Below are 25,461 nucleotides of genomic sequence, written 5' to 3'. Positions count from 1 at the left end.
TTGCGATGCACAACCAGATCGCCAGCTTTCGCGCGGCGCTCGACGCGCGCCCCGTGTCCCGCTACCAGTGGCTGTTGCTGCTGCTCCTCGCCCTGTTGTTGGTCACCGATGGCTACGATGCCCAGGTGCTCGGCTACGTGGTGCCGACCCTGGCCCAGGAATGGGGCCTGGACAAGGCCGCGTTCGGCCCGGTGTTCAGCGCCAACCTGTTCGGCCTGACCGTCGGTTCGCTGCTGGTGACGCCGCTGGCGGACCGCTTCGGCATCCGCCGGGTGCTGCTCTGCTGCGTGCTGATCTACGCCAGCCTGACCGTCCTGATGGTCTTCGCCGGTTCCCTGGAAAGCCTGATGCTGGCGCGCTTCGTCTGCGGCATCGGAATGGGCGGGGCGATGCCCAGCGCCATGGCGCTGATGGCCGAGTATTCGCCACCGCGCCTGCGTACCCTGATGGTCACCCTGGCGGCCTGCGGTTTCTCCTTCGGCGGCGCCGCCGGCGGTTTCGTCGCCGCCGCCTTCATGGACGGCTTCGGCTGGCAGGCGGTGTTCCTCGCCGGCGGCGTCACCCCGTTGCTGCTGTTCCCCTTCCTCCTCCTGTTCCTCCCGGAGTCGCTGCCGCGCCTGCTCCGCGACGCACCGCCCTATGCCCGCCTGCGCCAGCTCAGCGAGCGTATGGCGCCGGGCTGGCAGCCGCCGCCGGCACAGGCCGACGCCGAGCCGGCGGCGAGCCTGACCGTGCTGGAGCTGTTCCGCCACGGTTACGCGCGGCCGACCCTGCTGCTCTGGGCGACCTTCTTCGTCAGCCTGATCCTGCTCTACTTCATGGTCAGCTGGCTGCCCTCGCTGCTCCAGGAAAGCGGCCTGACACGCAATGCGGCGAACCTGGCGACCTCGATGTTCCTCTTCGCCGGCACCCTCGGCGCGATGCTCCTGGCCTGGCTCGCCGACCGCCTGCGCAGCAAGGTCCGCCTGCTGGCGGCGATTCTCGCCGGCGCCGCGCTGTTCACCCTGCTCCTCGGCCTCAACCACGACCAGCCGCGCTGGCTGCTGGCGTTCGTCTTCGCCGCCGGCTTCTGCATCATCGGCGGGCAGTTGACCCTGAACGCCTTCGCCAGCAACTTCTACCCGGCCCAGGTACGCGCCACCGGCACCGGCTGGGCGCTGGGCGTGGGCCGCTTCGGTTCGATCCTCGGCCCACTGTTCGGCAGCCTGCTGCTGGGCATGCACATATCCGTGGAGAACATCTTCATGCTTGCGGCGATTCCCGCCGGGCTCGCCGCGCTACTGATCCTCCAGGTCCGCTCGCCCGCCGCCCAGGCGCAGCGGGAAAGCGCCGCCGCGCTGGCCGTCGAGGAATCCTGAGCCTTCACCGCGAGCGGCTTCCCGGCTACAGTGGCGGGCCGTTTCGCCGTCCGCCGCAGGAGCCGCCGATGAACGACGCCGACAGCCTCCAGGATTACCAACGCGTACGCCAGCAGGCGATCCGTTCGCTGTTCGAGATCGTCGAAGGCTCCAGCGAAGGCACGGTGATCGTCGACCGCGAGGCCCGCATCGTCTGGATCAACCAGCGCTACGCCCAGCGTTTCGGCCTCGCCGACCCGGCGCAGGCCATCGGCCGGCCCTGCGAAAGCGTGATCCCCGGTAGCCTGCTGCGCGAGGTGGTAGGCAGCGGCAAGCCGATCCTGCTGGACATGATGGACAGCGCGAAGGACCCGCTGGTGGTGATGCGCCTGCCGATCCACGACGACGCCGGCGAGGTGATCGGCGCCATCGGCTTCGCCCTGCTCGACGAACTGCGTTCGCTGTCGCCGCTGGTGACCCGCTACCTGAGCATGCAGCGCGAACTGGCCTCGACCCGCTCGCAATTGCAGGCGCGCCAGGCCAAGTACAGCTTCAGCCACTTCGTCGGCACCAGTCCGGCCAGCCTGGAAGTCAAGCGCCGCGCCCGTCGTGGCGCGGCCAGCGAAGCGCCGGTGCTGTTGCTCGGCGAGACCGGCACCGGCAAGGAACTGCTCGCCCACGCCATCCACAGCGCTTCGCCGCGGGCGCACAAGGCCTTCGTCAGCGTGAACGCCGCGGCGATCCCGGAAAGCCTGCTGGAGGCCGAATTCTTCGGTACCGCCCCGGGGGCCTTCACCGGTGCCGAGCGCAAGGGCCGGCCAGGCAAGTTGCAGGTGGCCCAGGGCGGCACGTTGTTCCTCGACGAGATCGGCGACATGCCGCTGGCCTTGCAAGGCAAGCTGTTGCGCGTGCTACAGGAGAAAGAGTTCGAAGCGGTGGGTTCCAACGAAGTGATCCGCAGCGACATCCGCCTGGTCGCCGCCACTTCCATCGACCTGCAGCAGGCGATGCGCGAAGGCCGTTTCCGCGCTGACCTCTACTACCGGCTGAACGTCCTGCCGATCGAGATCCCACCGTTGCGCCAGCGCCTGGACGACCTCCCGGCGCTCTGCGAGTCGATCCTCGACAGCCTCGACCACGGCCGTCTCCACGAACTCGGCGGCGACGCCCTGGCGCTGCTCGCCCGGCATGCCTGGCCGGGCAACGTCCGCGAACTGCGCAACGTGCTGGAACGCGCGCTGCTGCTGGCCGACCAACCGTTGCTGGACGCCGCCGCCCTCGGCGCGGCGCTGGGCCCCCTGCAACCGCTGCCGGAGCTGCCTCGAGCGGCGGACGACAGGCCGGTCGGGGATTTCCAACAGGCCCGCGAAGCCTTCGAGCGCGACCTGATCGGACGGGCCCTGGCGCAGAGTGCCGGCAATGTGGTGGAAGCGGCGAAACGCCTGGGCCTGGGTCGCTCGACCCTGTACAAGAAGATCGTGGCGCTGGGCATGCGTCTCGATAACGGGACCCATCTCTAAATAGAGACGAACTGAGACCTGCATAGCCACGGAACTTTCGCTCGATTACGTCTCCATTTTGAGACAACGCTATTCCCCACGCTCCCCTTCGTCTCGCCGCAGCCCGCGAAAACCGCGACTCTGGAGCCTGGCACGGTTATCGCAACGTGCCTTTCCGACGGCCCTGCCCCGTTCCAGGCCGTCACGCCGGTGCCCGCACCGTTCGACAACAAGAAACAGGCCCGGAGCGCCTTCCCCATGCGAAGCGCGCCCCGCAGCGCCGTGGAGATATGCCCGATGAGCGTGATCATCGCCCTTGCCGCCCTGGGCCTGCTGATGCTGGCCGCCTACCGCGGCTACAGCGTCATCCTGTTCGCCCCCCTCGCCGCCCTCGGCGCCGTCCTGCTCACCGATCCCAGCGCGGTCGCGCCGACCTTCACCGGGGTGTTCATGGAGAAGATGGTCGGTTTCATCAAGCTTTACTTCCCGGTTTTCCTGCTTGGCGCGGTGTTCGGCAAGCTGATCGAGCTGGCCGGCTTCTCCCGCTCCATCGTCGCGGCGGCGATCCGCCTGCTCGGCACCCGCCAGGCGATGCTGGTGATCGTACTGGTCTGCGCGCTGCTCACCTACGGCGGCGTCTCGCTGTTCGTGGTGGTGTTCGCGGTCTACCCGTTCGCCGCGGAGATGTTCCGCCAGAGCGACATCCCCAAGCGGTTGATTCCGGCGACCATCGCCCTCGGCGCGTTTTCCTTCACCATGGACGCGCTGCCCGGCACCCCGCAGATCCAGAACATCATCCCCTCGACCTTCTTCGGCACCCACGCCTGGGCCGCGCCCTGGCTCGGCACCCTCGGCGCGCTGTTCGTCTTCGCCGTGGGCATGCTCTACCTGCGACGCCAGGCGAACAAGGCGCGGCGCAACGGCGAAGGCTACGGCAGCGACCTGCGCAACGAGCCGGAGACCGCCGATGACCTGCGCCTGCCGAACCCCTGGCTGGCGCTCTCGCCGCTGGTGCTGGTCGGGGTCGCCAACCTGCTGTTCACCCACTGGATCCCGCAATGGTACGGCCAGGTCCATACCCTGCAACTGGCCGGCATGGCCACGCCGTTGCAGACCGAGGTCGGCAAGCTCACCGCGATCTGGGCAGTGCAGGCGGCCCTGCTGCTGGGCATCCTGCTGGTGCTGGCGAGCGGCTTCGCGGCGATCCGCAGCCGCCTCGCCGAAGGCACCCGCAGCGCGGTGGCCGGCTCGCTGCTGGCGGCGATGAACACCGCCTCGGAATACGGCTTCGGTGCGGTGATCGCCTCGCTGCCGGGCTTCCTGGTGCTGGCCGACGCGCTCAAGAGCATTCCCAATCCGCTGGTCAACGAAGCGATCACCGTCACCCTGCTGGCCGGCATCACCGGTTCCGCGTCGGGCGGCATGAGCATCGCCCTGGCGGCGATGTCCGATACCTTCATCGCCGCCGCCAACGCCGCGCAGATCCCCCTGGAAGTCCTCCACCGGGTCGCCGCCATGGCCAGCGGCGGGATGGATACCCTGCCGCACAACGGCGCGGTGATCACCCTCCTGGCGGTCACCGGCCTGACCCATCGGGAGGCGTACAAGGACATTTTCGGCATTACCCTGATCAAGACCCTGGCGGTGTTCTTCGTCATCGGACTGTTCTACGCCACCGGCCTGGTCTGATCCGCCCTTTTTTCATCCAGCGGGAGAAACAGCATGACCCTGAAAGGCAAGACCGCCCTGGTCACCGGTTCCACCAGCGGCATCGGCCTGGGCATCGCCCTGAGCCTGGCCGAGGCCGGCGCCGACCTGCTCCTCAACGGCTTCGGCGAGGTCGACGCGGCGCTGGCGCAGGTCCGCGCCCACGGCGTGCGCGCAGAGCACCATCCGGCCGACCTCTCCAGCCCGGAGCAGATCGGCGAACTGATGGCCTTCGCCGAGCGGACCTTCGGCGGCGTCGACATCCTCGTCAACAACGCCGGCATCCAGTACGTGGCGCCGGTGCAGGAATTCCCCATGGAACGCTGGGACGCGATCATCGCGATCAACCTGTCCTCGGTGTTCCATACCACCCGCCTGGCCCTGCCGGGCATGCTCGCGCGCGGCTGGGGGCGGATCGTCAACGTCGCCTCGACCCACGGCCTGGTCGCCTCGGCCGGGAAGAGCGCCTACGTCGCCGCCAAGCATGGCGTGCTCGGCCTGACCAAGAGCGTGGCGCTGGAAACGGCGCGCACGCCGGTGACCTGCAACGCCATCTGCCCCGGCTGGGTGCTGACCCCGCTGGTGCAGAAGCAGATCGACGCGCGCATCGCCGAGGGCGTCTCGCCCGAACAGGCGGAACACGACCTGCTGGCGGAAAAGCAACCCTCGCTGGCCTTCGTCACCCCCGAGCAACTCGGCGGGCTGACGCTGTTCCTCTGCAGCGAAGCCGCCGACCAGGTGCGCGGCGCGGCCTGGAACATGGATGGCGGCTGGGTGGCGCAGTAGCCGGGGCGGCCTGCCTCTCCCCAGACCCTCTCCCTGAAGGGAGAGGGAACCATCCGGAGTTCGCCCGCCCCATTGCGTAGGGCGGATAACGCCACAGGCGTTATCCGCCGATACCTCGTTTCCCGGCGCGGCTACCCTCTACCCACCCTTCTCCCTTCAGGGAGAGGAAGTTATCGGGGCCAGGTCGGTCCGCCGATGCGCTACGGCATCACCGGCGGGATGTACGCCAGGGTGCTGCCCAGGGCCCAGAGCAGCACCAGCACCAGCGGGATATGCACCAGCAACTGGACGAACGAGAAGCCGATCAGGTCGCGCGCCTTCAGCCCCAGCACGCCGAGCAACGGCAGCATGTAGAACGGATTGATCAGGTTCGGCAGCGCCTCGGCGGCGTTGTAGATCTGCACCGCCCAGCCGAGGTGGTATTGCAGCTCGTTGGCCACCTGCATCACGTACGGCGCCTCGATGATCCACTTGCCGCCGCCGGAGGGAATGAAGAAGCCCAGCACCGCCGAGTACACGCCCATCAGCAGCGCGTAGGTGTCGTGGGAGGCGATCTGTACGAAGAAGGTCGAGATATGGTGGGCCAGGGTCTCGCCGTCGCTGCCGTTGACCGTGGTCATGATCGCCGCGATCGAGCCGTACAGCGGGAACTGGATCAGCACCCCGGTGGTGGTCGGCACCGCGCGCGCCACCGCGTCGAGGAAGCTGCGCGGGCGCCAGTGCAGCAACGCGCCGAGCATCAGGAACAGCAGGTTATAGGTGTTCAACCCGGAGATCGCCAGGATCGCCGGTTTGGTCGAGAACTCGTGGACCAGCCAGCCGCCGGCCAGCAGTACCAGCAGGATGATCAGCAACGGGCTGTGCTCCAGCCACTCGCCGGGCCGGGTCGGCGCCAGCCTGGCCGGAGCGGTGAAGCTCACGTCGACCCCGCAATCCTTGGCGTCGCGGGCGCTGGCGGCGCTCGGCGCGGTCATGTAGGCGATCACCAGCGAGACCAGGATCAGCGCCAGCAGCATGACCCCGGACTGCCAGAGGAAGATGGTCTCGGTGAACGGGATCACCCCGGTGATCGCCAGGATCGACGGTGGCAGGCTGGCCGGGTTGGCCTGCAACTGCGCGGCCGACGACGACAGGCCCAGCGCCCACACCGCGCCCAGCCCGAGGTAGGCCGCGGCGCCGGCGGCGCGGTAGTCCATGCGCAGGTCGCTGCGGCGCGCCAGGGCGCGTACCAGCAGGCCGCCGAAGACCAGGCTGAGGCCCCAGTTGAGCAGCGAGGCGAGCATCGACACCAGCGCCACCCAGCAGACCGCCGAGCGGCCATTCTTCGGCACCCGCGCGAGCAGGTCGATGAGACGCGAGGCGGGGCCTGAACTGGCCACCACATAGCCGCCGATGACCACGAAGGCCATCTGCATGGTGAACGGGATCAGGCTCCAGAAACCGTCGCCGAAGGCTTTCGCCGTGGCGGTCGGTCCGGCGCCCATGGCCAGCGCGGCCAGGCTGACGATGAGGATGGCCAGGGCGGCGAACACCCAGGAGTCGGGAAACCAGCGCTCGGCCCAGTTCGAGCAACGCATGGCAAAGCGCGCGGAGCGGCTTTCTTGGATGGGAAGGATAGCGGTCATCGCGGATTCTCTCGGTTTTATTGTTATTCGGCGACTACGGGGCCGCCTGTGTGTGCTACGGCTCCCTGGGCACCCGGCCGTCCCGAGGGGCGGAACGGTACGGGGCCGGTCGGACGGTCAAGGCCGTCCGCCGCTCGTTCCCTGGACACGAGCGCGCCATGCCCCCGCGAAAGGACATGGCGCGATCACGCCGCGAGCGGCAGGTCGATGGATCAGTCGCGGGCCAGGGTCAGGGCGACGCCCTGCCCGCCGCCGATGCACAGGGTGGCGAGGCCCTTCTTCGCGTCGCGACGGATCATCTCGTACAGCAGGGTCACCAGCACCCGGCAGCCGGACGCGCCGATCGGGTGGCCAAGGGCGATGGCGCCGCCGTTGACGTTGACCCTGGCGGCATCCCAGCCCAGTTCCCGGCCCACCGCCAGGGACTGCGCGGCGAAGGCCTCGTTGGCCTCGATCAGGTCCAGTTGCTCCAGGCTCCAGCCGGCCTTGTCGAGCGCGCGACGGGTGGCGGAGACCGGGCCGATGCCCATGATCGCCGGGTCGACCCCGGCGCTGGCGTAGCTGGCGATCCGCGCCAGCACCGGCAGGCCCAGGGCCTTGGCCTTGGCCGCGCTCATCAGCAATACCGCGGCGGCGCCGTCGTTGAGGCTGGAGGCGTTGCCGGCGGTGACGCTGCCGTCCTTCCTGAAGGCCGGCTTGAGCTTGGCCAGGGCCTCGACGGTGGTGCCGGCGCGCGGCTGCTCGTCGGTATCGAAGCTCAGCGGCTCGCCCTTGCGCTGCGGGACCTGGATCGGCGTGATCTCGTCGCGGAAGCGCCCGCCCTCGATGGCGGCGATGGCCTTCTGCTGCGAAGCGGCGGCGAAGGCGTCCTGCTCCTCGCGGGTCAGGCCGTACTTCTCCGCCAGGTTCTCGGCGGTGATGCCCATGTGGTAGTCGTTGAAGGCGTCCCACAGGCCGTCCTCGATCATGCTGTCGACCAGCTTCGCATGGCCCATGCGCAGGCCGGTGCGGGCGCCGGGCATGACGTAGGGCGCCAGGCTCATGTTCTCCTGGCCGCCGGCGACGATCACCTCGGCGTCGCCGCAGCGAATCGCCTGGGCGCCCAGGTGCAGGGCCTTGAGGCCGGAGCCGCAGACCTTGTTCAGGGTCATGGCCGGCACGCCGACCGGCAGGCCGGCCTTGATCGCCGCCTGGCGCGCCGGATTCTGCCCGGAACCGGCGGTGAGCACCTGGCCGAGGATCACTTCGTCGACCTGGCCGGCATCGAGACCGGTCTGTTCGAGCAGGCGGCGGATCACCGCGGCGCCCAGCTCGGGGGCGGGAATGCCGGCCAGCGAGCCCTGGAAGCTGCCGACGGCGGTACGGGTAGCGGCGACGATGACGACGTCTTGCATGGATGGTTCTCCTGGATTCGCCCGTGGCCGGGCCGAATCGCTGCGGGTGGACGTAGGCGGTGCGACAGGCTCCTATCCTACGCCCTCTGGAAAGGACGGTCCGCGCGGCCGGCGCCTTGCGTGGAGGCGCCGGCCGCGCGGGCCGCGATTCAGAAACTCATTTCCGGCACGTGCTCGGGGACGATCAGCTTGCCGGCGGTCTTCGCCACGATCTCCTCGACGCTGACGCCGGGGGCGCGCTCGCGGAGGATGAAGGCGCCGTCCTCGATCTCCAGGTAGGCCAGGTCGGTGAGCACCTTGCGAATGCAGCCGCAACCGGTCAGCGGCAGGGTGCAGTACGGCAGCAGCTTGGACTCGCCGTCCTTGGAGGCGTGGGTCATGGTGACGATGATGTTCTCGGCGCCGGCCACCAGGTCCATGGCGCCGCCCATGCCCTTGACCAGCTTGCCGGGGATCATCCAGGAGGCGATGTTGCCGCGCACGTCCACCTCGAAGGCACCGAGCACGGTGAGGTCGACGTGGCCGCCACGGATCATGGCGAAGGACTGCGCCGAGTCGAAGATCGACGCGCCGACGCGGGCGGTCACGGTCTGCTTGCCGGCGTTGATCATGTCGGCGTCGACTTCCGCCTCGCTGGGAAACGCGCCCATGCCGAGCAGGCCGTTCTCCGACTGGAGCATGACGTCGATGCCCTCCGGCACGTAGTTGGCCACCAGGGTCGGGATGCCGATGCCGAGGTTGACGTAGTAGCCGTCCTTCAATTCGCGCGCCACGCGCTGCGCCATCTGTTCGCGGGTAAGTGCCATCTGGGGAAACCTCTTGTCGTTGTAGCGGCCGCCGTCAGGCGCGCAGCGTGCGTTTCTCGATGCGTTTCTCGAAGCGACCCTGGATGATCCGGTCGACGTAGATGCCGGGGGTGTGGATCTGCGTCGGGTCCAGTTCGCCGGGCTCGACGATCTCCTCCACCTCGACCACCGTGATGCGCCCGGCGGTGGCGACCAGCGGATTGAAGTTCTGCGCGGTGTGGCGATAGACGACGTTGCCGAAATGGTCGGCCTTCCAGCCCTTGACGATGGCGAAGTCGCCGGTGATGGCCGGCTCGAGGATGTAGTGGCGGCCATTGAACTCGCGCGCCTCCTTGCCCTCGGCGACCGGGGTGCCGTAGCCGGTGGCGGTGAAGAAGGCCGGGATGCCGGCGCCGCCGGCGCGGATCTTCTCGGCCAGCGAGCCTTGCGGGGTCAGTTCGACTTCCAGCTCGCCACTGAGCAGTTGTTGCTCGAACAGGGCATTCTCGCCGACGTAGGAGGCGATCATCTTGCGGATCTGCCGGTCTTCCAGCAGCACGCCGAGGCCGAAACCGTCGACGCCGCAGTTGTTCGAGACCACCGTGAGGTCCCTGACCCCGCGCCGGCGGATTTCCGCGATCAGGTTCTCGGGAATCCCGCAGAGGCCGAAGCCCCCGGCGAGGACGGTCATGCCGTCGGTCAGGCCTTCGAGGGCCTCTTCGTAACTGCCTACTCGCTTGTCGAGTCCGCTCATGCTGCTGTGCCTCTTCCGGCTCTTGTGATTGTGCGTGCGGCAGTCTGACTGCCGGGTCGCACAGAGCTTCTCCGCTGCGGACTGATTTGTTAAGTTTGTTTTTCCAATCCATTGATGAGAAAAACAAATAAATGACCGTCAAGCAGTTGCGCGCCTTCCTCGCCGTGGCGCAGAGCCTCAGCTTCGCCCAGGCCGGCGAACGCCTGCACCTCTCCCAGCCGGCCCTGAGCCTGGCGATCAAGAGCCTGGAGGAAAGCCTCGGCGGTCCGCTGCTGGAACGTACCACCCGCAGCGTCAGCCTCACCCCCGAGGGCGAGACCCTGCTGCCGCTGGCGCTGCGCCTGCTGGCCGACTGGGACAATACCGAGGAATTGCTGCGCCAGCACTTCACCCTGCAACTGGGCAAGGTCTCCATCGCCGCCATGCCCTCCTTCGCCGGCAACCTGCTGCCGCTGGTCTTGAAGACCTTTCGCGAACGCCACCCGCGGGTCAACGTGGCGGTGCACGACGTGATCAACGAGCAGGTGCTGGAGATGGTCCGCAACCGACGCGTCGAGCTGGGCATCGCCTTCGAGCCGGAGTCCCTGGAAAACCTCGAGTTCACCCCGTTCTACAGCGACCGCTTCGTCGCCGTGGTGCCGACCGGCTCGCCGCTGTCCGGGCAGGAGCGGATCAGTTGGCGCGAACTGCTCGGCGAGCCCTTCATTACCCTGCAACGCCCCTCGGCGGTGCGCCTGCTCCTGGAAGAAAGCGTGGCCGCCGAGCACGGCCGCTTGCCGGTGGCGTTCGAGAGCCACCAACTGGTCACGGTCGGGCGGATGGTCGCCCAGGGACTCGGTGTCAGCGCCGTGCCGACCCTGTGCATCCAGCAGATGCAGGAACTCGGCGCGCGCTGCCTGCCGCTCTACGCGCCGCAGGTGCAGCGACGGGTCGGCCTGCTGCGGCTGAGCGAGCACAAGCTGTCCACCGCCGCCCAGGCCCTCAGCGACGTGCTGCTGCATGGCACCGACTGGCGCTCGCTGGCGCTGCCGCAGGACCAGTCCACGGAGTGAGGCAGGCAGCGGCGGGTCCGGTTATGCTTCCTGCATGTCCCGGAACAACAACAAGGACGGACACGCCATGCCCGCACCGCTCTGGAGCCCTTCCGCCGAACGCATCGCCGCCAGTCGCATGGAGGCCTTCCGGCGCTTCGTCAACCAGCGCCATGCCCTCGGTCTGGCCGACTACCCGGCGCTGCATGCCTGGAGCGTGCAGCGGCGCGAGGCGTTCTGGCAGGCCATCGTCGACTTCTTCGAGGTGCGCTTCCAGCAACCGCCGCGTGCGGTCCTCGAGGAAGGCACGCAGATGCCCTCGGCGCGCTGGTTCCCCGGCGCCACGCTGAATTTCGCCGAACACCTGCTGCGCCGCCGCGATGATGCCCCGGCGCTGATCGCGGTGAGCGAAGACGGTCGCCGCGAGGTGCTCAGCCACGCCGAACTGGCCCGTCACGTGGCGGGCCTGCAGAAGCGCCTCGCCGCCCTGGGCATAGGCCCCGGCGACCGGGTCGCCGCGCTGATGCCGAACACCTGGCAGACCGTGGTCGGCATGCTCGCCACCGCCAGCCTCGGCGCCACCTGGTCGAGCTGCTCGCCGGACTTCGGCACCCAGGGCGTGATCGACCGCTTCGGCCAGATCGAACCGCGGGTGCTGATCGCCTGCGCCGGCTACCGCTACGCCGGCAAGTCGCTGGACCTGACCGCCAAGCTCAACGAGGTGCTCGCCGGCCTGCCCGGCCTGGAGCAACTGCTGGTGGTGCCCTACGACCGTCCGCAGGCGCAGCCGCAGGACTACCGCTGCCAGGCGCGTGTCGCGCTGTGGGACGGGTTCTACCAGGCCGAGGGCGAGCCGGTCTTCACCCCGGTGCCCTTCGAGCAGCCGCTGTACATCCTCTATTCGTCGGGCACCACCGGGGTACCCAAGTGCATCGTCCATGCCACCGGCGGCGTGCTCCTGCAACATCTCAAGGAGCACGGCCTGCACACCGACCTGGGCGACGGCGACCGGCTGTTCTACTACACCACCTGCGGCTGGATGATGTGGAACTGGCTGGCCTCCGGCCTGGCGGTGGGCGCCAGCCTGGTGCTCTACGACGGCTCGCCGTTCCACCCCGGCCCCGAGCGCCTGCTGGACCTCGTCGACGCCGAGGACATCGCCGTGTTCGGCGCCAGCGCCAAGTACCTGGCGGCGCTCGAGAAGGCCGGCGTGCGCCCGCGCCACAGCCACCGCCTGGACAGCCTGAGGACACTGCTCTCCACCGGTTCGCCGCTGGCCCACGAAAGCTTTGATTACGTCTATCGCGAGCTGAAGAGCGACCTCTGCCTGTCGTCGATCTCCGGCGGCACCGACATCGTTTCCTGCTTCGCCATCGGCAACCCGGTGCTGCCGGTGTGGCGCGGCGAACTGCAATGCAAGGCGCTGGGCATGGCCGTGGAAATCTGGGACGACGACGGCCGCCGCCTCGCCAGCGGCAAGGGCGAGCTGGTCTGCACCCGGCATTTCCCGTCGATCCCGCTGGGCTTCTGGAACGACCCGGATGGCACCAGGTTCCACGACGCCTACTTCGCCAGTTTTCCCGGCGTCTGGGCCCATGGCGACTACGCCGAGGAAACCGCCCACGGCGGGCTGGTCATCCACGGCCGCTCCGACGCGGTGCTCAATCCCGGCGGCGTGCGCATCGGCACCGCGGAAATCTACCGCCAGGTGGAAAAGGTCGAGGAAGTCCTCGAGTCCATCGCCATCGGCCAGGACTGGCAGGGCGATGTGCGTGTGCTGCTGTTCGTCCGCCTGCGCGACGGCGTGCGACTCGACGAGCCGCTGCGTGAACGCATCCGCCAGACCATCCGCGCCAACGCCACGCCGCGCCACGTACCGGCGAAGATCATCCAGGTCGCCGATATCCCGCGCACCCTGAGCGGCAAGATCGTCGAGCTTGCGGTGCGCAACGTGATCCACGGCCGCCCGGTGAAGAACACCGACGCCCTGGCCAACCCGCAGGCGCTGGAGCTTTATCGCGACCTCGCCGAACTGCGCGACTGAAGCCGCGGCGAGCCTGGGCTAGAATGCGCGTTCCGTGCTACCGCAAAAGGTAATCCCATGCCCGTCGCCATGGCCCGCCACATCCTGGTCAAGACCGAAGCCGAGGCCGCGCAACTGAAGCAGCGCCTGGCCAAGGGCGAGGACTTCGCCACACTGGCGAAGAAGCATTCGACCTGCCCGTCCGGCAAGCGCGGCGGCGACCTCGGCGAGGTGCGTCCGGGGCAGATGGTCAGGTCCATCGACAATGCCATCTTCAGGAAACCCGTGGGCGTGCTCCAGGGTCCGCTGAAGAGCCAGTTCGGCTACCATCTCCTGGAAGTGTATTTCCGCGACTGAACCGCCACCGGAGCGTCCATGACCGCCGACCAGATCGCCGCCTTCTGCCTGCAACTGCCCGGCGCCCGGGAAGACCTCAAGTGGGGTTCGAACCGGGTGTTCTCGGTGGCCGGCAACAAGATGTTCGCCATCCTCGACTTCGTCGACAAGGACGGCGGCCTGGCCTTCAAGGTCGGCAGCGAGCTGTTCCTCGGCTATGTCGACCGCCCCGGCATCCGTCCGGCGCCCTACCTGGCGCGCGCGCACTGGATCGTCATGGCCCGCCCCTACCCGATGAAGGCGGCGGAGTTGCGCGAGGCCCTGGTCCGTTCCCATCAGCTGGTGGTGGCGCGCCTGCCCAAGCGCCAGCGCCTCGGCCTGGTACTCGACGCATGAGTCGCGACCGTCTGTACACCTGGGCCGGCCTGTGGCGCTCGCCGTCGTCCAGCTGGGAGGCCCTGCGCCTGGAGGACGACCAGGCGGAAAGCCAGTTGCGCGCGCCGGACGAACGCAGCGGCCTGCCCTACCAATTGGACTACCGGCTGCGCTGGGACGCCGACTGGCATCTGCGTGAGGCGGTGTTCCACGTCGAAAGCGAAACCGGGGTGCGCAAGCTGCACCTGCTCGCCGATGGCCGCGGCCACTGGCAGGACGGCGACGGCGAAGCGCTACCGGCATTCGACGGTTGCCTGGACATCGATATTTGGCCAAGCCCCTTCACCAACACCTTCCCGATCCGCCGCCTGGGCCTGGCCGATGGCCAGCGCGCGGAAATCCGCGCGCTCTACATCGAGGCCCCGGCCCTGGAGCCGCGTAGCATGCGCCAGGCATACACCCGCCTGGACGCCAGCCACTACCTCTACGAGAACCTCGAAGGCAGCGCGTTCAAAGCGGTACTGCTGGTGGACGAACAGGGCCTGGTGATCGATTACCCGGGTCTCTTCCAGCGTCTCTGAACGCGCTAGCGCCGGGCACCGCGCGTCGCCGATAGCCCGGCGAATCCGTTAGCCTGCTTTCATTCGTCATCCGCAACGGTCATCATGGCGGACCGCGACAACCCACTGCGACCGCGTTTCCCACATGTCCGTCGATATCCGCCCCACCCCGCCGGCGCAGGACAGCGCCCGGCAAAACGTCACCCTGCAGATCGTCTCGGTGGTGATGTTCACCTTCATCGGCTACCTGACCATCGGCATCCCGCTGGCGGTGCTGCCCGGCTACGTGCACGACGACCTCGGCTACGGCTCGGTGCTGGCCGGCCTGGTGATCAGCCTGCAGTACCTCGCCACCCTGCTCGCCCGGCCCTACGCCGGGCGCGTCATCGACGGCCTCGGGCCGAAGCGCGCGGTGCTCTACGGCATGGCCGGCAGCGCCGCGAGCGGGCTGTTCATGCTGCTCTCGGTGGCGATCCAGGGCTGGCCGGCGCTGAGCCTGGCCAGCCTGCTGGTCGGCCGCCTGGTACTCGGCGCGGCGGAAAGCCTGGTCGGCTCGGCGGCGATCGGCTGGGGCATCGGCCGGGTCGGCGCGCCGCACACCGCCAAGGTGATTTCCTGGAACGGCATCGCCAGCTACGGCGCCATCGCCCTCGGGGCGCCGCTAGGGGTGCTGCTGGTGCAGTGGCTGGGGCTGTGGAGCATGGGCGTGTCCATCGTCCTGCTCGGGGCGCTCGGCTTCGCCCTGGCCTGGCCGAAGTTGCCGGCGCCGCTGGTGCACGGCGAGCGACTGCCGTTCCACCATGTGCTCGGCCGGGTCACCCCGCACGGTATGGGCCTGGCGCTGGGGGCGATCGGCTTCGGCACCATCGCCACCTTCATCACCCTCTACTACGCCAGCCGTGGCTGGGCCAACGCAGTGCTCTGCCTGAGTGCCTTCGGCGGTTGCTTCATCGGCGCCCGGCTGTTGTTCGCCAATAGCATCAACCGGCTCGGCGGCTTCCGCGTGGCGATCATCTGCCTCGGCGTCGAAAGCCTCGGCCTGCTGTTGCTGTGGAGCGCGCCGAATCCCTGGGTCGGCCTGGCCGGCGCGGCGCTCACCGGCTTCGGCTTCTCCCTGGTGTTCCCGGCGTTCGGCGTGGAAGCGGTGAACCTGGTACCGGCTTCCAACCGTGGCGCGGCGCTGGGCGCCTACTCGCTGTTCGTCGACCTGTCGCTGGGCATCACCGGGCCGCTGGTGGGCTTCGTCGCCAACCTGTTCGGCTTCCGCTCGATGTTCCTCTTCGCCTGCCTGGCCTCGCTCGGCGGGCTGGCCCTGGCCGTCGCACTGCACCGGCGCAGCCGCCGGCCCGGCTAGGGCGTGCACCGTCCCAGGCGGCGGTACGCGTTCTAGAGCTCGCCGAGCAAGGCGCTCAGGGCCGCGCGCAACTTGCCGGGCTTCAGCGGCTTGTTGAGCAGCGGCACGCCCAGGCGGGCCAGCGCGCGGCGGCAATCGTCGCTGCGGTCGGCGGTGATCATCACCGCGGCGATCTCCGCGCCGTAGTCCTCGCGCAAGGCGCCCAGCAACTGGCAACCGGTAGCGCCGTGGTCCAGGTGGTAGTCGACCAGGATCGCATCCGGCGCGCGGCCATCGAGCGCCTTGCGCGCGCCTTCCAGGTCGGTGGCGGTAAGCACCTCGCAGCCCCACTGGCCGAGCAGCGCGGACATGCTGAAGAGAATCTCGGTCTCGTTGTCCACCACCAGCAGCCGCCGTCCCGGCAGCGGATCACCAGCCGAAACCCGCGCAATCGCCTCGCCGGGTGCTGGCCGCGCCGGCTTGCGGACCAGCGGCACCTCGATGGCGAACAGCGAGCCTCGGCCGGGAGTCGAATGCACCTCGATGCGGTAGCCGAGGATGCCGGCGATACGGTCGACGATGGCCAGCCCGAGTCCGACGCCACGGCGCTCGGAAGCGCGCCCGGCGTCCAGTTGGTTGAACTCGAGGAAGATCGCCTGCAACTGGTCGGCGGGGATGCCCCGGCCAGTGTCCCACACCTCCAGGCGTACCTTGCCGCCACGCCGGCGCGCCCCCAGCAGCACGCTGCCGCGCTCGGTGTAGCGGCAGGCGTTGCTGAGCAAGTTGCGCAGGATCCGCGACAGCAGGCGCGCGTCGGTGCGCACTGCCAGTCGCGGGATCCGCGCACGCAGGGCCAGGCCGGCGGCACGCGCGACTTCCTCGAACTCCGAGGCCAGCGGAGCGAGCAGTTCGTCGAGGGAATAGTCGTCCAGGTCCGGACGGATCGCACTCTGGTCGAGCCGGGCGATTTCCAGCAGGTCGGTGAGCAAGGTCTCGGCGCCTTCCAGGGCCAGGTGGGTGCGCTCCACCAGTTGCAGTTCGGCGGCCGGCAGGCCCCGCTCACGCAGGGTATCGACCAGCAGCCGCGCCGCGTTGAGCGGTTGCAGCAGGTCGTGGCTGGCGGCGGCGAGGTACTTGTCCTTGCTGTGGTTGGCGGCTTCGGCGGCGTCGCGCGCCTGGCGCAACTGGCGGTTGAGTTCTTCCAGCTCGTGGGTGCGCTCGGCTACCCGCCGCTCCAGTTCCTCGTTCATGGTCTGCAGGCGCTGCTGGGCCTGGACCCGTTCGGTGATGTCGGCGACGAAACCTTCGACCAATTCTTCCTCGTCGTGCCTGAGCAGCAGGTTCATCAATACCTCGATGTGACTGCCGTCCCTGCGCCAGAGGCGCGTCTCGTAGCCGAACAGGCCGCCGCGCTCGCGCAGCAGCGCGCGGATCCGTCGCATCTCGGCCTCGCCGCCGACGAACAGTTGCCCGGCCATGTCCTCCAGCGACCAGAGCACCTGTTGCGGATCGTCGTAGCCGAGCATCTGCGCCAGCGCCGGATTGGCGGCGCGCAGCCCCTGGCCGAGGCTGGCCTGGAAGATGCCGTGCACCGCGTGCTCGAACAGCCATTTGTAGCGGTTGCGCTCGGCCTCCAGCTCCTCCAGGCGCGCCAGCAGCTCCGGGTAGTGGCTCTTGCGCGCGGAGTGGCTGCCCAGGCCGAGCAACCCGGCCAGGGCCTCCTGCTGCTGCTCAGAGGGCCTCGCCATAGACCACCTCGACATCGCGCTGGCTCGACTCGCGCGGGTTGGTAAGGATGCACGGGTCCTGCATCGCGTGGCGCGAGAGGAAAGGAATGTCGGAGCTGCCGACCCCGTGCAGGGCGAGGCTCTCGTGGAAACCCACGGCGTGCTTGAAGGCGATCAGGTGGTCCACCAGGCGCTGGCGGACCTGCCCCTGGGTCAGACCGCGGCAATCGATGCCGAAGGTCTCGGCGATCACCTTGAAGCGTTCCGGCGCGGCGCTGTAGTTGAACGCCACCACGTGTTCGACCAGCGCCGCGTTGCACAGGCCGTGGGGCAGGTCGAGATAGCCGCCGAGGCTGTGCGACATGGCATGCACCGCGCCGAGGATGGCGTTGGAGAAGGCCAGCCCGGCCTGCATGCTCCCGAGCATGATCTTCTCGCGCAGGGCGATGTCGCCGGGATTGGCGATCATCTGTACCAGATTGCCATCGATCAGGCGCATCGCTTCCAGAGCGTGGGGATCGGTCAGCGGCCCGTGGCCGGTGGAGACGAACGCCTCGATGGCGTGTACCAGTGCATCGATGCCGGTACAGGCCGAAAGGAAGGGATCCATGGTCAACGTGGTTTCCGGGTCGATCAGCGAGACGTCAGGCACCACCGCCTTGCTCACCACGGAGAACTTCATGCGCTCGTCCTGGTTGGAAATGATCACGAACTGCGAGACGTCCGCCGAAGTCCCGGCGGTGGTCGGGATCAGGATCAGCGGCGGACTCGGCACCCGCAGCCGGTCGACGCCTTCGAACTCGAGGATGCTGCGGCCATGGGCGGCGACGATGCCGATGCCCTTGGCGCAATCCATCGGGCTGCCGCCGCCCACCGCGACGATCACGTTGCAGCCCTCGCTGCGATAGAACTCGGCGCCGAGCATCACCTCGTCGACCCGGGGGTTGGGCGAAACGTCGGTATACAGACAATAGTCGATGCCCTGCCCCTCCAGGCTTGCCTGGATATCGGCGACCCAGCCGGCGGCGAGCACGCCGGGGTCGGAGACCAGCAGGACCTTGCGCGCACCGAAGGTCTTCACGTAGTTGGCGACGCTGTGCCGGCAGCCGGCGCCGAAGATGATCTCGGGCGAGACGAATTTACGCAGTTGGCTGAGGTCGTGGCTCATCTGACAGACCATTCTTATTGTTATCGGACATTGCCGGCAGCCTACTGCATTCGTCGGTTATTGCAATGCGACCTTGGCGGGTCCTTTCAATCCTCCAGCAAGCCCAGGTAGAAGCGCCATTCCGCCAGCAGCGCATGGGCGCGATTGGCCGGCTGGCGGAAACCGTGGCGCTCCTGCGGATAGCGGTGGCACTCCACGCGCACGCCGCTGCGCCGCAGGCCGGCGACCATCGCCTCGGTCTGCTCCGGCACCACCACCGCGTCGAGCCCGCCCTGGAAGAACACCACCGGCGCGCGGATGCGCCCGGCCTGCAGCACCGGGCTACGCGCCAGGTAGCGACGGCGCTGGCGCTGCGGGTCGCCGATCAGCCAGTCGAGGTAGTCGCCTTCGAACTTGTGGGTGCAACGCGCCAGCGCCAACGGATCGCTGACCCCATAGAGACTGGCGCCGCCGCGCAGGCCATCGAGGCAAGCCAGGGCGCGCAGCGCGCTGTAGCCTCCGGCGCTGGCGCCACGGACGAAGACCCGGGCGCGGTCGATCCGTCCCTCCGCGTCCAGCCGCGCCAGCGCGGCCTCGATATCGCGCAACTCCAGGCGCCCCCACTGGCCGCGCAAGCGCTGCCGATAGGCGCGGCCGTAGCCGCTGCTGCCCCGGTAGTTCAGCGCCGCCACGGCGAAACCGCGCTGGGTCCAGAATTGCAGGCCGGCATCGAACGCCGGCGAATGCATCGAGGTCGGTCCGCCATGCAGCCACACCAGCAGCGGCGCTGGTCGTCGGGGATCGACGCGGCGGCGGGCATTGCGCGGCGGATAGAAGAAACCGTGGCCGTTTTCGCCGTTGCCCAGGTCATAGACGAAGGCCTGCGGATGCGACAGGTCGTCCTCCGCCAGCGGTCGCTCGCCGCCACGCAGCACCTCGACGCGCAGGTCGTCGCGGTGGATCGCCAGCAGCGCCGGCAGGCGTCCGGCCGCCGCCGCGATGCAGTAGAACGCCCGGGCGTCCGCGGCCAGTCCGGCGAACCGGTTCCAGTCCGCGGCCAGGCGCCGCTCGCTGCCGTCCGCTTCGCGCAGGAACAGTTGCCCGCCGCCGGCCTCGACGCGACTGAGCAGCAGCCTTCCCTCTCCCAGCGGCAGGTAGCTGCAAGCGCCCAATTGCCAGGGCGCGCCAGCGTGGTCGGCATCGGCGAAGCGGCCGGCCAACGCGACCTCGGCGCAGGGACGCCACCAGCCGTCGCGGTCGCTCAGCCAGTGAAGGCGGCCGGCGGGATCGAAGCGTGGTTGCTGGATCGACTCGCCGCCTCCGGCTCCGGCCAGGCAGCGCGTACGCCCATTCTCCGCCAGGCCCAGGCGGGTCTCGGTCCAGGGCTGGTGCGGACGGTCCCATTCGATCCAGGCCAGCCGCCGCCCCTGGCCGGCGGCACGCGGCGCGGCGTAGAAATCGGCGCCCTCGACCAGCACCCGGCGCGCGCCATCGGCGTCCAGGCGCACGATGCGATGCACGACCCCGGTCGGCCCATGGCTCTCTTCCACCGCCAGCAGGGCATCCCAGGCATCGACGTAGGCCAGGTCGCCGTAGCGACACTGCGCCCCGCCGCCCAGCACTTGGGCTGCGCGGCCCGCTCGCCAGCGGCGTACCTGCTGGTCGGTTTCGTCGACCCAGGCCAGCCCGTCGAGCGTCACGCAGCAGGCGCCGCCGCCGTACTCGTAGACCCGGCTGCGCACCGAGCCGTCCGGCGCGGTGGGCTCCTCCAGCACGCCGTCGCGCCACAGGTACAGGCGCGAGCGCGCGCTGGCCGGATCGAATTCCACCCAGGCCAGCCCGCCATGGGCCGCCTTCAGCTCGCTGAAATCGCGCCCGGCGGCTACCGCGCGCTCGGCGCTCCAGTCGCTCGGCCAGTCGCCGTAGTCGACCATTGCCTCAGGCCTTGCAGATCAGGCGTGACGCGCGCTGGTTGCGCCAGGTCAGCGCGTCCAGGCCAAGCGGCGCCTCCTCGGCCTGGCGACGGGCCGCGAGGATCAGGTCGTGCCGTGCCGACTTGGCGCAGACCGGGTCGGTGGCGTCGGCATCGCCGGTGAGGAGGAACGCCTGGCAGCGGCAGCCGCCGTGGTCCCTCTCCTTCTCCTCGCAGGAACGGCACGGCTCGGGCATCCAGGCGTCGCCGCGGTAGCGGTTGAAGCCGAACGATTCGTACCAGATGTGGCGCAGGCTGTGCTCGCGCACGTTGGGAAACTGCACCGGCAATTGCCGCGCGCTGTGACACGGCAGCGCGGTGCCGTCGGGGGTGATGTCGAGGAATACGCTGGCCCAGCCGCCCATGCAGGCCTTCGGCCGTTCCTCGTAGTAGTCGGGGGTGACGAAGATCAGCTTGCACGGATTGCCTTCGGCGGCCAGCCGTTGGCGGTATTCGGCGGTGATCCGCTCGGCGCGCTCCAGTTGGGCGCGGGTCGGCAGCAGCCCGGCACGATTCAGCGCGGCCCAGCCGTAGAACTGGCAAGTGGCGAGTTCGACGTAATCGGCTTCCAGCTCGATGCACAGCTGGATGATCCGCTCGATGTTGTCGATGTTGTGCCGGTGGGTGACGAAGTTGAGCACCATCGGATAGCCGTGCGCCTTCACCGCGCGGGCCATCGCCAGTTTCTGGGCGAAGGCCTTGCGTGAGCCGGCGAGCAGGTTGTTCACTTCTTCGTCGGCGGCCTGGAAGCTGATCTGCACGTGGTCCAGCCCGGCCTCGGCGAAGCGCGCCAGGCGTGCCTCGTCGAGGCCGATGCCGGAGGTGATCAGGTTGGTGTAGAAGCCCAGGCCGCGCCCTGCCTCGATCAGTTCGGCGAGGTCCTGGCGCAGCAGCGGCTCGCCGCCGGAGAAACCGAGCTGTGCGGCGCCCAGCTCGCGAGCCTGGCGGAACACCTCGATCCATTCCGCGGTACTCAGCTCGGCGCCCTCGCGGGCGAATTCCAGCGGGTTCGAGCAGTACGGGCACTGCAACGGACAGCGATAGGTCAGCTCGGCCAGCAGCCAGAGCGGCGGCCCCACGCTTTCACTGCAGCTCGATCCAGAATTGCGCATGGGCCACCTCGAGGAACGCCAGGATGTCTTCGTCTATGCCGGGGACTTCGGGGAAACGCTCGCGCAGCGCCGCGACGATGGCCGCCACGTCGCGGCGGCCATCGACCAGCTTGAGGATTTCCCCGGCGCTGTCGTTGAGCTTGACCATGCCTTCGGGGTAGAGCAGCACATGGCAGTCCTGGGCCGGTTCGAACTGGAAGCGGAAGCCCCGGCGCAGCATCGGCACGCTGTCGAGCGACGGCAGGCTCATGATGCCAGCCCCCGATGCCAGACCCGCTCGCGGGTCACCGTGTGGTACGGCGGGCGTTCGAGTTCGTAGGCCATGCTCATCGCGTCGAGCATGCTCCACAACACGTCCAGCTTGAATTGCAGGATATCCAGCATGCGTTCCTGTGCCTCGCGGGTCCGATAGTGCTCCAGGGTGATCCGCAGGCCGTGCTCGACGTCGCGCCGGGCCTGGGCCAGGCGACTGCGGAAATACTCGTAGCCGGCCGCCTCGATCCACGGATAGTGGCGCGGCCAGCTGTCCAGCCGCGACTGGTGGATCTGCGGGGCGAAGAGTTCGGTCAGCGAACTGCTCGCCGCCTCCTGCCAACTGGCGCGACGGGCGAAGTTGACGTAGGCGTCGACGGCGAAGCGCACGCCGGGCAGCACCCGCTCCTCGGACAGCACCTGCTCGCGCTCCAGGCCCACCGCTTCCGCCAGACGCAGCCAGGCCTCGATGCCGCCCGCCTCGCCGGGGGCGCCGTCGTGGTCGAGGATACGCTGGATCCACTCGCGGCGGACCTCGCGGTCGGGACAGTTGGCCAGGATCGCCGCGTCCTTCAGCGGGATGTTGACCTGGTAGTAAAAACGGTTCGCCACCCAGCCCTGGATCTGTTCGCGACTGGCACGGCCCTCGTACATCGCGACATGGAACGGATGGTGGATATGGTAGTAGCGTCCCTTGTCGCGCAGCGCCCGTTCGAATTCGGCGCGATCCATGGCGGCACGGCTCATGTTGGCCCCCTACAGCTGGATGTGCATGCCATCCCAGGCCACTTCGATGCCACTGGCATCCAGTTCGGCGCGTTCGGCCGAAGCGGTGTCGAGGATGGGATTGGTGTTGTTGATGTGGATAAGCACCTTGCGCGCGGCCGGCACCTTCGCCAGCACCTCGAGCATGCCGCCCGGCCCGCTCTGCGCCAGGTGCCCCATCTGCCGGCCGAGCTTGTCGCCGACCTCGCAGACCAGCATCTCGTCATCGCGCCAGAGCGTACCGTCCACCAACAGGCAGTCGGCGCGGCGCATCCATTCGAGCAGCGCCTCGTCCACCTCGCCGAGGCCCGGCGCATAGAACAGCGTACCGGCGCTATCGAGGTCCTCGACGAACAGGCCGATGTTGTCGCCCGGATGGGGGTCGCCGCGATTCGGGGAATACGGCGGCGCGCTGCTGCGCAGGGGTATCGCGGTGAAGCGCAGGCGCGGACAGGCCGGAATGGCGAAAGGCGCGCCATCGAGGGCGATCGGCCGGTGGCGCAGGCCGCCGTTCCAGTGGGAAAGCATGGGGAACAGCGGGAAGCCTTCGCTGAGGTCCTGGTGGACCATCTGCGTGCACCAGACTTCGTGCGGGCAGCCTTCGCGCAGGCTGAGCAGGCCGGTGGTGTGGTCGATCTGGCTGTCGAGCAGGACGATCGCGCCGATCGCCGTATCGCGCGGCCGACGCGCCGGCTGGAGGGCCGGGAAGGCGGCGATCTGGGCACGGATGTCGGGCGAGGCGTTGCAGAGGATCCAGCGCTCGCCGTCGTCGGACAGGGCGATGGAGGATTGCGTGCGTGGCTGGGCCGCTACGCTGCCGTCGCGGACCCCGCGACAGTTGCGGCAGTTGCAGTTCCACTGGGGGAAGCCGCCGCCGGCGGCCGAACCGAGAATACGGATGTGCATGGGTCTGCCCCGCGGGCTGGAGGGAGGCCCCGGAAGACCGGGGCCGAACGGATCAGCGGTTGGCGAAGTAGAGGGTCACTTCGAAACCGAGACGCAGGTCGGTGAAGCTGGGCTTGGTCCACATGGGGTCGATCCTCTCTGGTGGGGCCGGGCGATTCCGGCAGGTCGAGTTAAACATCAGCGGGGCTCGCTCCGAATGAGACTTTCGAAGGAGTTTTCCCCCTGATTTGGTAGGGACTGCCTGTTCCGCCCAAGGTTCGCCGGGAGATCGCCGTTGCGCCCCCCTGGTTCGCCCTGGTGCAGGGCAGAAGCCTAGTCCATGCCGGGGCGGCGGCGAGGCGAAAAAAAAGACGCGGCCAGGGCCGCGTCGCGCCAGAACCCGCCATGGGGAAAGCCGCGTCGGGACGCGGGACGAGCGCACCCGCAGGTGCCTTGGCGGAAAGGCCGCGGGTCGGAGCGATCCGCGGCGGCTGAGGACCGCTCAGAAGAAGCCCAGCGGGTCGATGTCGTAGCTCACCAGCAGGTTCTTGGTCTGCTGGTAGTGGTCGAGCATCATCTTGTGCGTCTCGCGACCGACGCCGGACTTCTTGTAGCCGCCGAACGCGGCGTGGGCCGGGTACAGGTGGTAGCAGTTGGTCCACACGCGACCGGCCTTGATCCCGCGGCCCATGCGGTAGGCGCGGTTGATGTCGCGGGTCCAGAGGCCGGCGCCGAGGCCGTACTCGGTGTCGTTGGCGATGGCCAGGGCCTCGGCTTCGTCCTTGAAGGTGGTGACGCCGACCACCGGGCCGAAGATTTCCTCCTGGAACACGCGCATGCCGTTGTGCCCCTTGAGCAGGGTCGGCTGGATGTAGTAGCCGCTGGCCAGGTTGCCTTCGAGCTTCTCGACGCTGCCGCCGGCGAGCAGCTCGGCGCCTTCCTGCTGGGCGATGTCGAGGTAGGAGAGGATCTTCTCGTACTGCTGCTGGGAGGCCTGGGCGCCGACCATGGTCTCGGTGTCCAGCGGGTCGCCGCGCTTGATCGCCCTGACCTTTTTCAGCACCTCTTCCATGAACGCCGGGTAGATCGACTCCTGGACCAGCGCGCGGGACGGGCAGGTGCACACCTCGCCCTGGTTGAAGAAAGCCAGCACCAGGCCCTCGGCGGCCTTCTCGATGAACGCCGGCTCGGCCTGCATGATGTCTTCGAAATAGATGTTCGGGCTCTTGCCGCCCAGCTCGACGGTGGAGGGAATGATGTTCTCCGCCGCGCACTTGAGGATGTGCGAGCCGACCGGGGTGGAACCGGTGAAGGCGATCTTGGCGATGCGCTTGCTGGTGGCCAGGGCCTCGCCGGCCTCCCTGCCGAAGCCCTGGACGACGTTGAGCACGCCCGGCGGCAGCAGGTCGCCGATGAGTTCCAGCAGCACGCAGATGCCCAGCGGGGTCTGCTCGGCCGGCTTGAGCACCACGCAGTTGCCGGCGGCCAGCGCCGGGGCCAGCTTCCAGGCGGCCATCAGCAGCGGGAAGTTCCACGGGATAATCTGCCCGACCACGCCCAAGGGCTCGTGGATGTGGTAGGCCACGGTGCTGTCGTTGATCTCGGCGGCGGAGCCTTCCTGGGCGCGGATGCAGCCGGCGAAGTAGCGGAAGTGGTCGGCGGCCAGGGGGATGTCGGCGTTGAGGGTCTCGCGCACGGCCTTGCCGTTGTCCCAGGTCTCGGTGACGGCGAGCAGTTCCAGGTTCTGCTCGATGCGCTCGGCGATCTTCAGCAGGATGTTCGAACGCTCCTGCACCGAGGTACGGCCCCAGGCGTCGGCGGCGGCGTGGGCGGCGTCGAGGGCCTTGTCGATGTCCTCGGCGGTGGAACGGGGGAACTCGGCGATCGGCTGGCCGTTCACCGGCGAGGTGTTGGTGAAGTACTGGCCCTTGACCGGAGGCACGAACTCGCCGCCGATGTAGTTGCCGTAGCGAGGCTTGAAGGTGACGACGGCACCGGGGGTTCCGGGCGCTGCGTAGATCATGGCGAAGCTCTCCTGTGTGGTCGTTCCGCCGTG

Annotated in this window: 23 protein-coding genes; 10 read left to right on the top strand and 13 right to left on the bottom strand. The window is 68.7% G+C overall.

Going from position 1 to position 25,461, the window contains the following annotated elements:
• The first annotated feature begins 5 nt into the window (after window positions 1-5).
• The 4 genes from FOC67_RS10635 (at window position 6) to bdhA (ending at window position 5,329) form a co-directional block, all read left to right on the top strand.
• Window positions 6-1,358, top strand: a complete 1,353-nt coding sequence (locus FOC67_RS10635) for an aromatic acid/H+ symport family MFS transporter (RefSeq protein WP_003088580.1) — start codon at window positions 6-8, stop codon at window positions 1,356-1,358.
• A gap of 68 nt (window positions 1,359-1,426) precedes the next feature.
• Window positions 1,427-2,857: a sigma-54-dependent transcriptional regulator HbcR gene (gene hbcR, locus FOC67_RS10630; protein WP_003128846.1), complete on the top strand. Its 1,431-nt coding sequence runs from the start codon at window positions 1,427-1,429 to the stop codon at window positions 2,855-2,857.
• A gap of 276 nt (window positions 2,858-3,133) precedes the next feature.
• Window positions 3,134-4,525, top strand: a complete 1,392-nt coding sequence (locus FOC67_RS10625; RefSeq protein WP_003088575.1) for a GntP family permease — start codon at window positions 3,134-3,136, stop codon at window positions 4,523-4,525.
• A 33-nt stretch (window positions 4,526-4,558) separates the two neighbouring features.
• Entirely contained in the window at window positions 4,559-5,329 is a 771-nt protein-coding gene (gene bdhA / locus FOC67_RS10620; protein ID WP_003111365.1) for a 3-hydroxybutyrate dehydrogenase, read from the top strand.
• 200 nt (window positions 5,330-5,529) lie between these two features.
• Here the strand turns inward: bdhA and FOC67_RS10615 are convergent, their stop codons facing one another.
• The 4 genes from FOC67_RS10615 to FOC67_RS10600 form a co-directional block, all read right to left on the bottom strand.
• Window positions 5,530-6,954: a short-chain fatty acid transporter gene (locus FOC67_RS10615; RefSeq protein ID WP_003088572.1), complete on the bottom strand. Its 1,425-nt coding sequence runs from the start codon at window positions 6,952-6,954 to the stop codon at window positions 5,530-5,532.
• Window positions 6,955-7,166: 212 nt separating this feature from the next.
• The gene (locus FOC67_RS10610; RefSeq protein WP_009315619.1) at window positions 7,167-8,348 is read right to left on the bottom strand and encodes an acetyl-CoA C-acetyltransferase; all 1,182 of its coding nucleotides are present in this window, start codon (window positions 8,346-8,348) and stop codon (window positions 7,167-7,169) included.
• Between the two features lie 149 nt (window positions 8,349-8,497).
• The gene (locus FOC67_RS10605) at window positions 8,498-9,154 is read right to left on the bottom strand and encodes a CoA transferase subunit B (RefSeq protein WP_003088567.1); all 657 of its coding nucleotides are present in this window, start codon (window positions 9,152-9,154) and stop codon (window positions 8,498-8,500) included.
• 34 nt (window positions 9,155-9,188) lie between these two features.
• Complete coding sequence (locus FOC67_RS10600) at window positions 9,189-9,887, bottom strand: CoA transferase subunit A (RefSeq protein WP_003088566.1); 699 nt, start codon at window positions 9,885-9,887, stop codon at window positions 9,189-9,191.
• Window positions 9,888-10,018: 131 nt separating this feature from the next.
• Between FOC67_RS10600 and FOC67_RS10595 the strand changes: the two genes are divergently transcribed.
• The 6 genes from FOC67_RS10595 (at window position 10,019) to FOC67_RS10570 (ending at window position 15,566) form a co-directional block, all read left to right on the top strand.
• Entirely contained in the window at window positions 10,019-10,939 is a 921-nt protein-coding gene (locus tag FOC67_RS10595) for a LysR family transcriptional regulator (protein ID WP_003088564.1), read from the top strand.
• A gap of 67 nt (window positions 10,940-11,006) precedes the next feature.
• Window positions 11,007-12,962, top strand: coding sequence for an acetoacetate--CoA ligase (locus FOC67_RS10590; RefSeq protein ID WP_003139739.1), 1,956 nt, complete (start codon window positions 11,007-11,009; stop codon window positions 12,960-12,962).
• 57 nt (window positions 12,963-13,019) lie between these two features.
• Window positions 13,020-13,298: a peptidylprolyl isomerase gene (locus tag FOC67_RS10585; RefSeq protein ID WP_003088559.1), complete on the top strand. Its 279-nt coding sequence runs from the start codon at window positions 13,020-13,022 to the stop codon at window positions 13,296-13,298.
• A gap of 18 nt (window positions 13,299-13,316) precedes the next feature.
• On the top strand, window positions 13,317-13,673 hold the full coding sequence (locus FOC67_RS10580) for an MmcQ/YjbR family DNA-binding protein (protein WP_003111913.1): 357 nt from the start codon (window positions 13,317-13,319) through the stop codon (window positions 13,671-13,673).
• The gene (locus FOC67_RS10575; RefSeq protein ID WP_003088555.1) at window positions 13,670-14,233 is read left to right on the top strand and encodes a putative glycolipid-binding domain-containing protein; all 564 of its coding nucleotides are present in this window, start codon (window positions 13,670-13,672) and stop codon (window positions 14,231-14,233) included. The genes FOC67_RS10580 and FOC67_RS10575 overlap by 4 nt, the downstream gene beginning before the upstream one ends.
• A gap of 124 nt (window positions 14,234-14,357) precedes the next feature.
• The gene (locus FOC67_RS10570) at window positions 14,358-15,566 is read left to right on the top strand and encodes an MFS transporter (protein WP_009315618.1); all 1,209 of its coding nucleotides are present in this window, start codon (window positions 14,358-14,360) and stop codon (window positions 15,564-15,566) included.
• Between the two features lie 32 nt (window positions 15,567-15,598).
• On the opposite strand, the gene FOC67_RS10565 is transcribed toward FOC67_RS10570, so the two are convergent.
• From FOC67_RS10565 to FOC67_RS10525, 9 genes are all read right to left on the bottom strand, one after another.
• Entirely contained in the window at window positions 15,599-17,293 is a 1,695-nt protein-coding gene (locus FOC67_RS10565; protein ID WP_003106469.1) for a NahK/ErcS family hybrid sensor histidine kinase/response regulator, read from the bottom strand.
• Window positions 17,277-18,440 carry an alcohol dehydrogenase-like regulatory protein ErcA gene (ercA, locus tag FOC67_RS10560; protein WP_003088548.1) on the bottom strand — a complete coding sequence of 388 codons (1,164 nt, stop codon included), beginning with the start codon at window positions 18,438-18,440 and terminating at the stop codon, window positions 17,277-17,279. Before ercA ends, FOC67_RS10565 begins: the two co-directional genes overlap by 17 nt.
• Window positions 18,441-18,526: 86 nt before the next feature.
• Window positions 18,527-20,353 carry a S9 family peptidase gene (locus tag FOC67_RS10555; protein ID WP_174707721.1) on the bottom strand — a complete coding sequence of 609 codons (1,827 nt, stop codon included), beginning with the start codon at window positions 20,351-20,353 and terminating at the stop codon, window positions 18,527-18,529.
• A 4-nt stretch (window positions 20,354-20,357) separates the two neighbouring features.
• Window positions 20,358-21,503 (bottom strand): pyrroloquinoline quinone biosynthesis protein PqqE, encoded by a 1,146-nt coding sequence (gene pqqE, locus FOC67_RS10550; RefSeq protein ID WP_003119136.1) that lies wholly within the window; start codon window positions 21,501-21,503, stop codon window positions 20,358-20,360.
• Window positions 21,475-21,753 carry a pyrroloquinoline quinone biosynthesis peptide chaperone PqqD gene (gene pqqD, locus FOC67_RS10545; protein WP_003088542.1) on the bottom strand — a complete coding sequence of 93 codons (279 nt, stop codon included), beginning with the start codon at window positions 21,751-21,753 and terminating at the stop codon, window positions 21,475-21,477. Before pqqD ends, pqqE begins: the two co-directional genes overlap by 29 nt.
• Window positions 21,750-22,502 (bottom strand): pyrroloquinoline-quinone synthase PqqC, encoded by a 753-nt coding sequence (gene pqqC, locus FOC67_RS10540; protein WP_003111679.1) that lies wholly within the window; start codon window positions 22,500-22,502, stop codon window positions 21,750-21,752. Before pqqC ends, pqqD begins: the two co-directional genes overlap by 4 nt.
• A gap of 9 nt (window positions 22,503-22,511) precedes the next feature.
• Window positions 22,512-23,426 carry a pyrroloquinoline quinone biosynthesis protein PqqB gene (pqqB, locus tag FOC67_RS10535; RefSeq protein WP_023119208.1) on the bottom strand — a complete coding sequence of 305 codons (915 nt, stop codon included), beginning with the start codon at window positions 23,424-23,426 and terminating at the stop codon, window positions 22,512-22,514.
• Window positions 23,427-23,478: 52 nt separating this feature from the next.
• A complete protein-coding gene (gene pqqA, locus FOC67_RS10530) occupies window positions 23,479-23,550 on the bottom strand; it encodes a pyrroloquinoline quinone precursor peptide PqqA (protein ID WP_003106462.1) in 72 nt (23 codons plus the stop codon).
• Window positions 23,551-23,907: 357 nt separating this feature from the next.
• Window positions 23,908-25,428, bottom strand: a complete 1,521-nt coding sequence (locus FOC67_RS10525; protein ID WP_023097707.1) for an aldehyde dehydrogenase family protein — start codon at window positions 25,426-25,428, stop codon at window positions 23,908-23,910.
• Between the last annotated feature and the right edge of the window lie 33 nt (window positions 25,429-25,461).

It is taken from the genome of Pseudomonas sp. FDAARGOS_761, assembly GCF_013343155.1.
Taxonomy (GTDB): Bacteria; Pseudomonadota; Gammaproteobacteria; order Pseudomonadales; family Pseudomonadaceae; genus Pseudomonas; species Pseudomonas aeruginosa.
The sequence above is the reverse complement of the archived record's forward strand: the minus strand, read 5'-3'. Positions and strand labels throughout refer to the sequence as shown.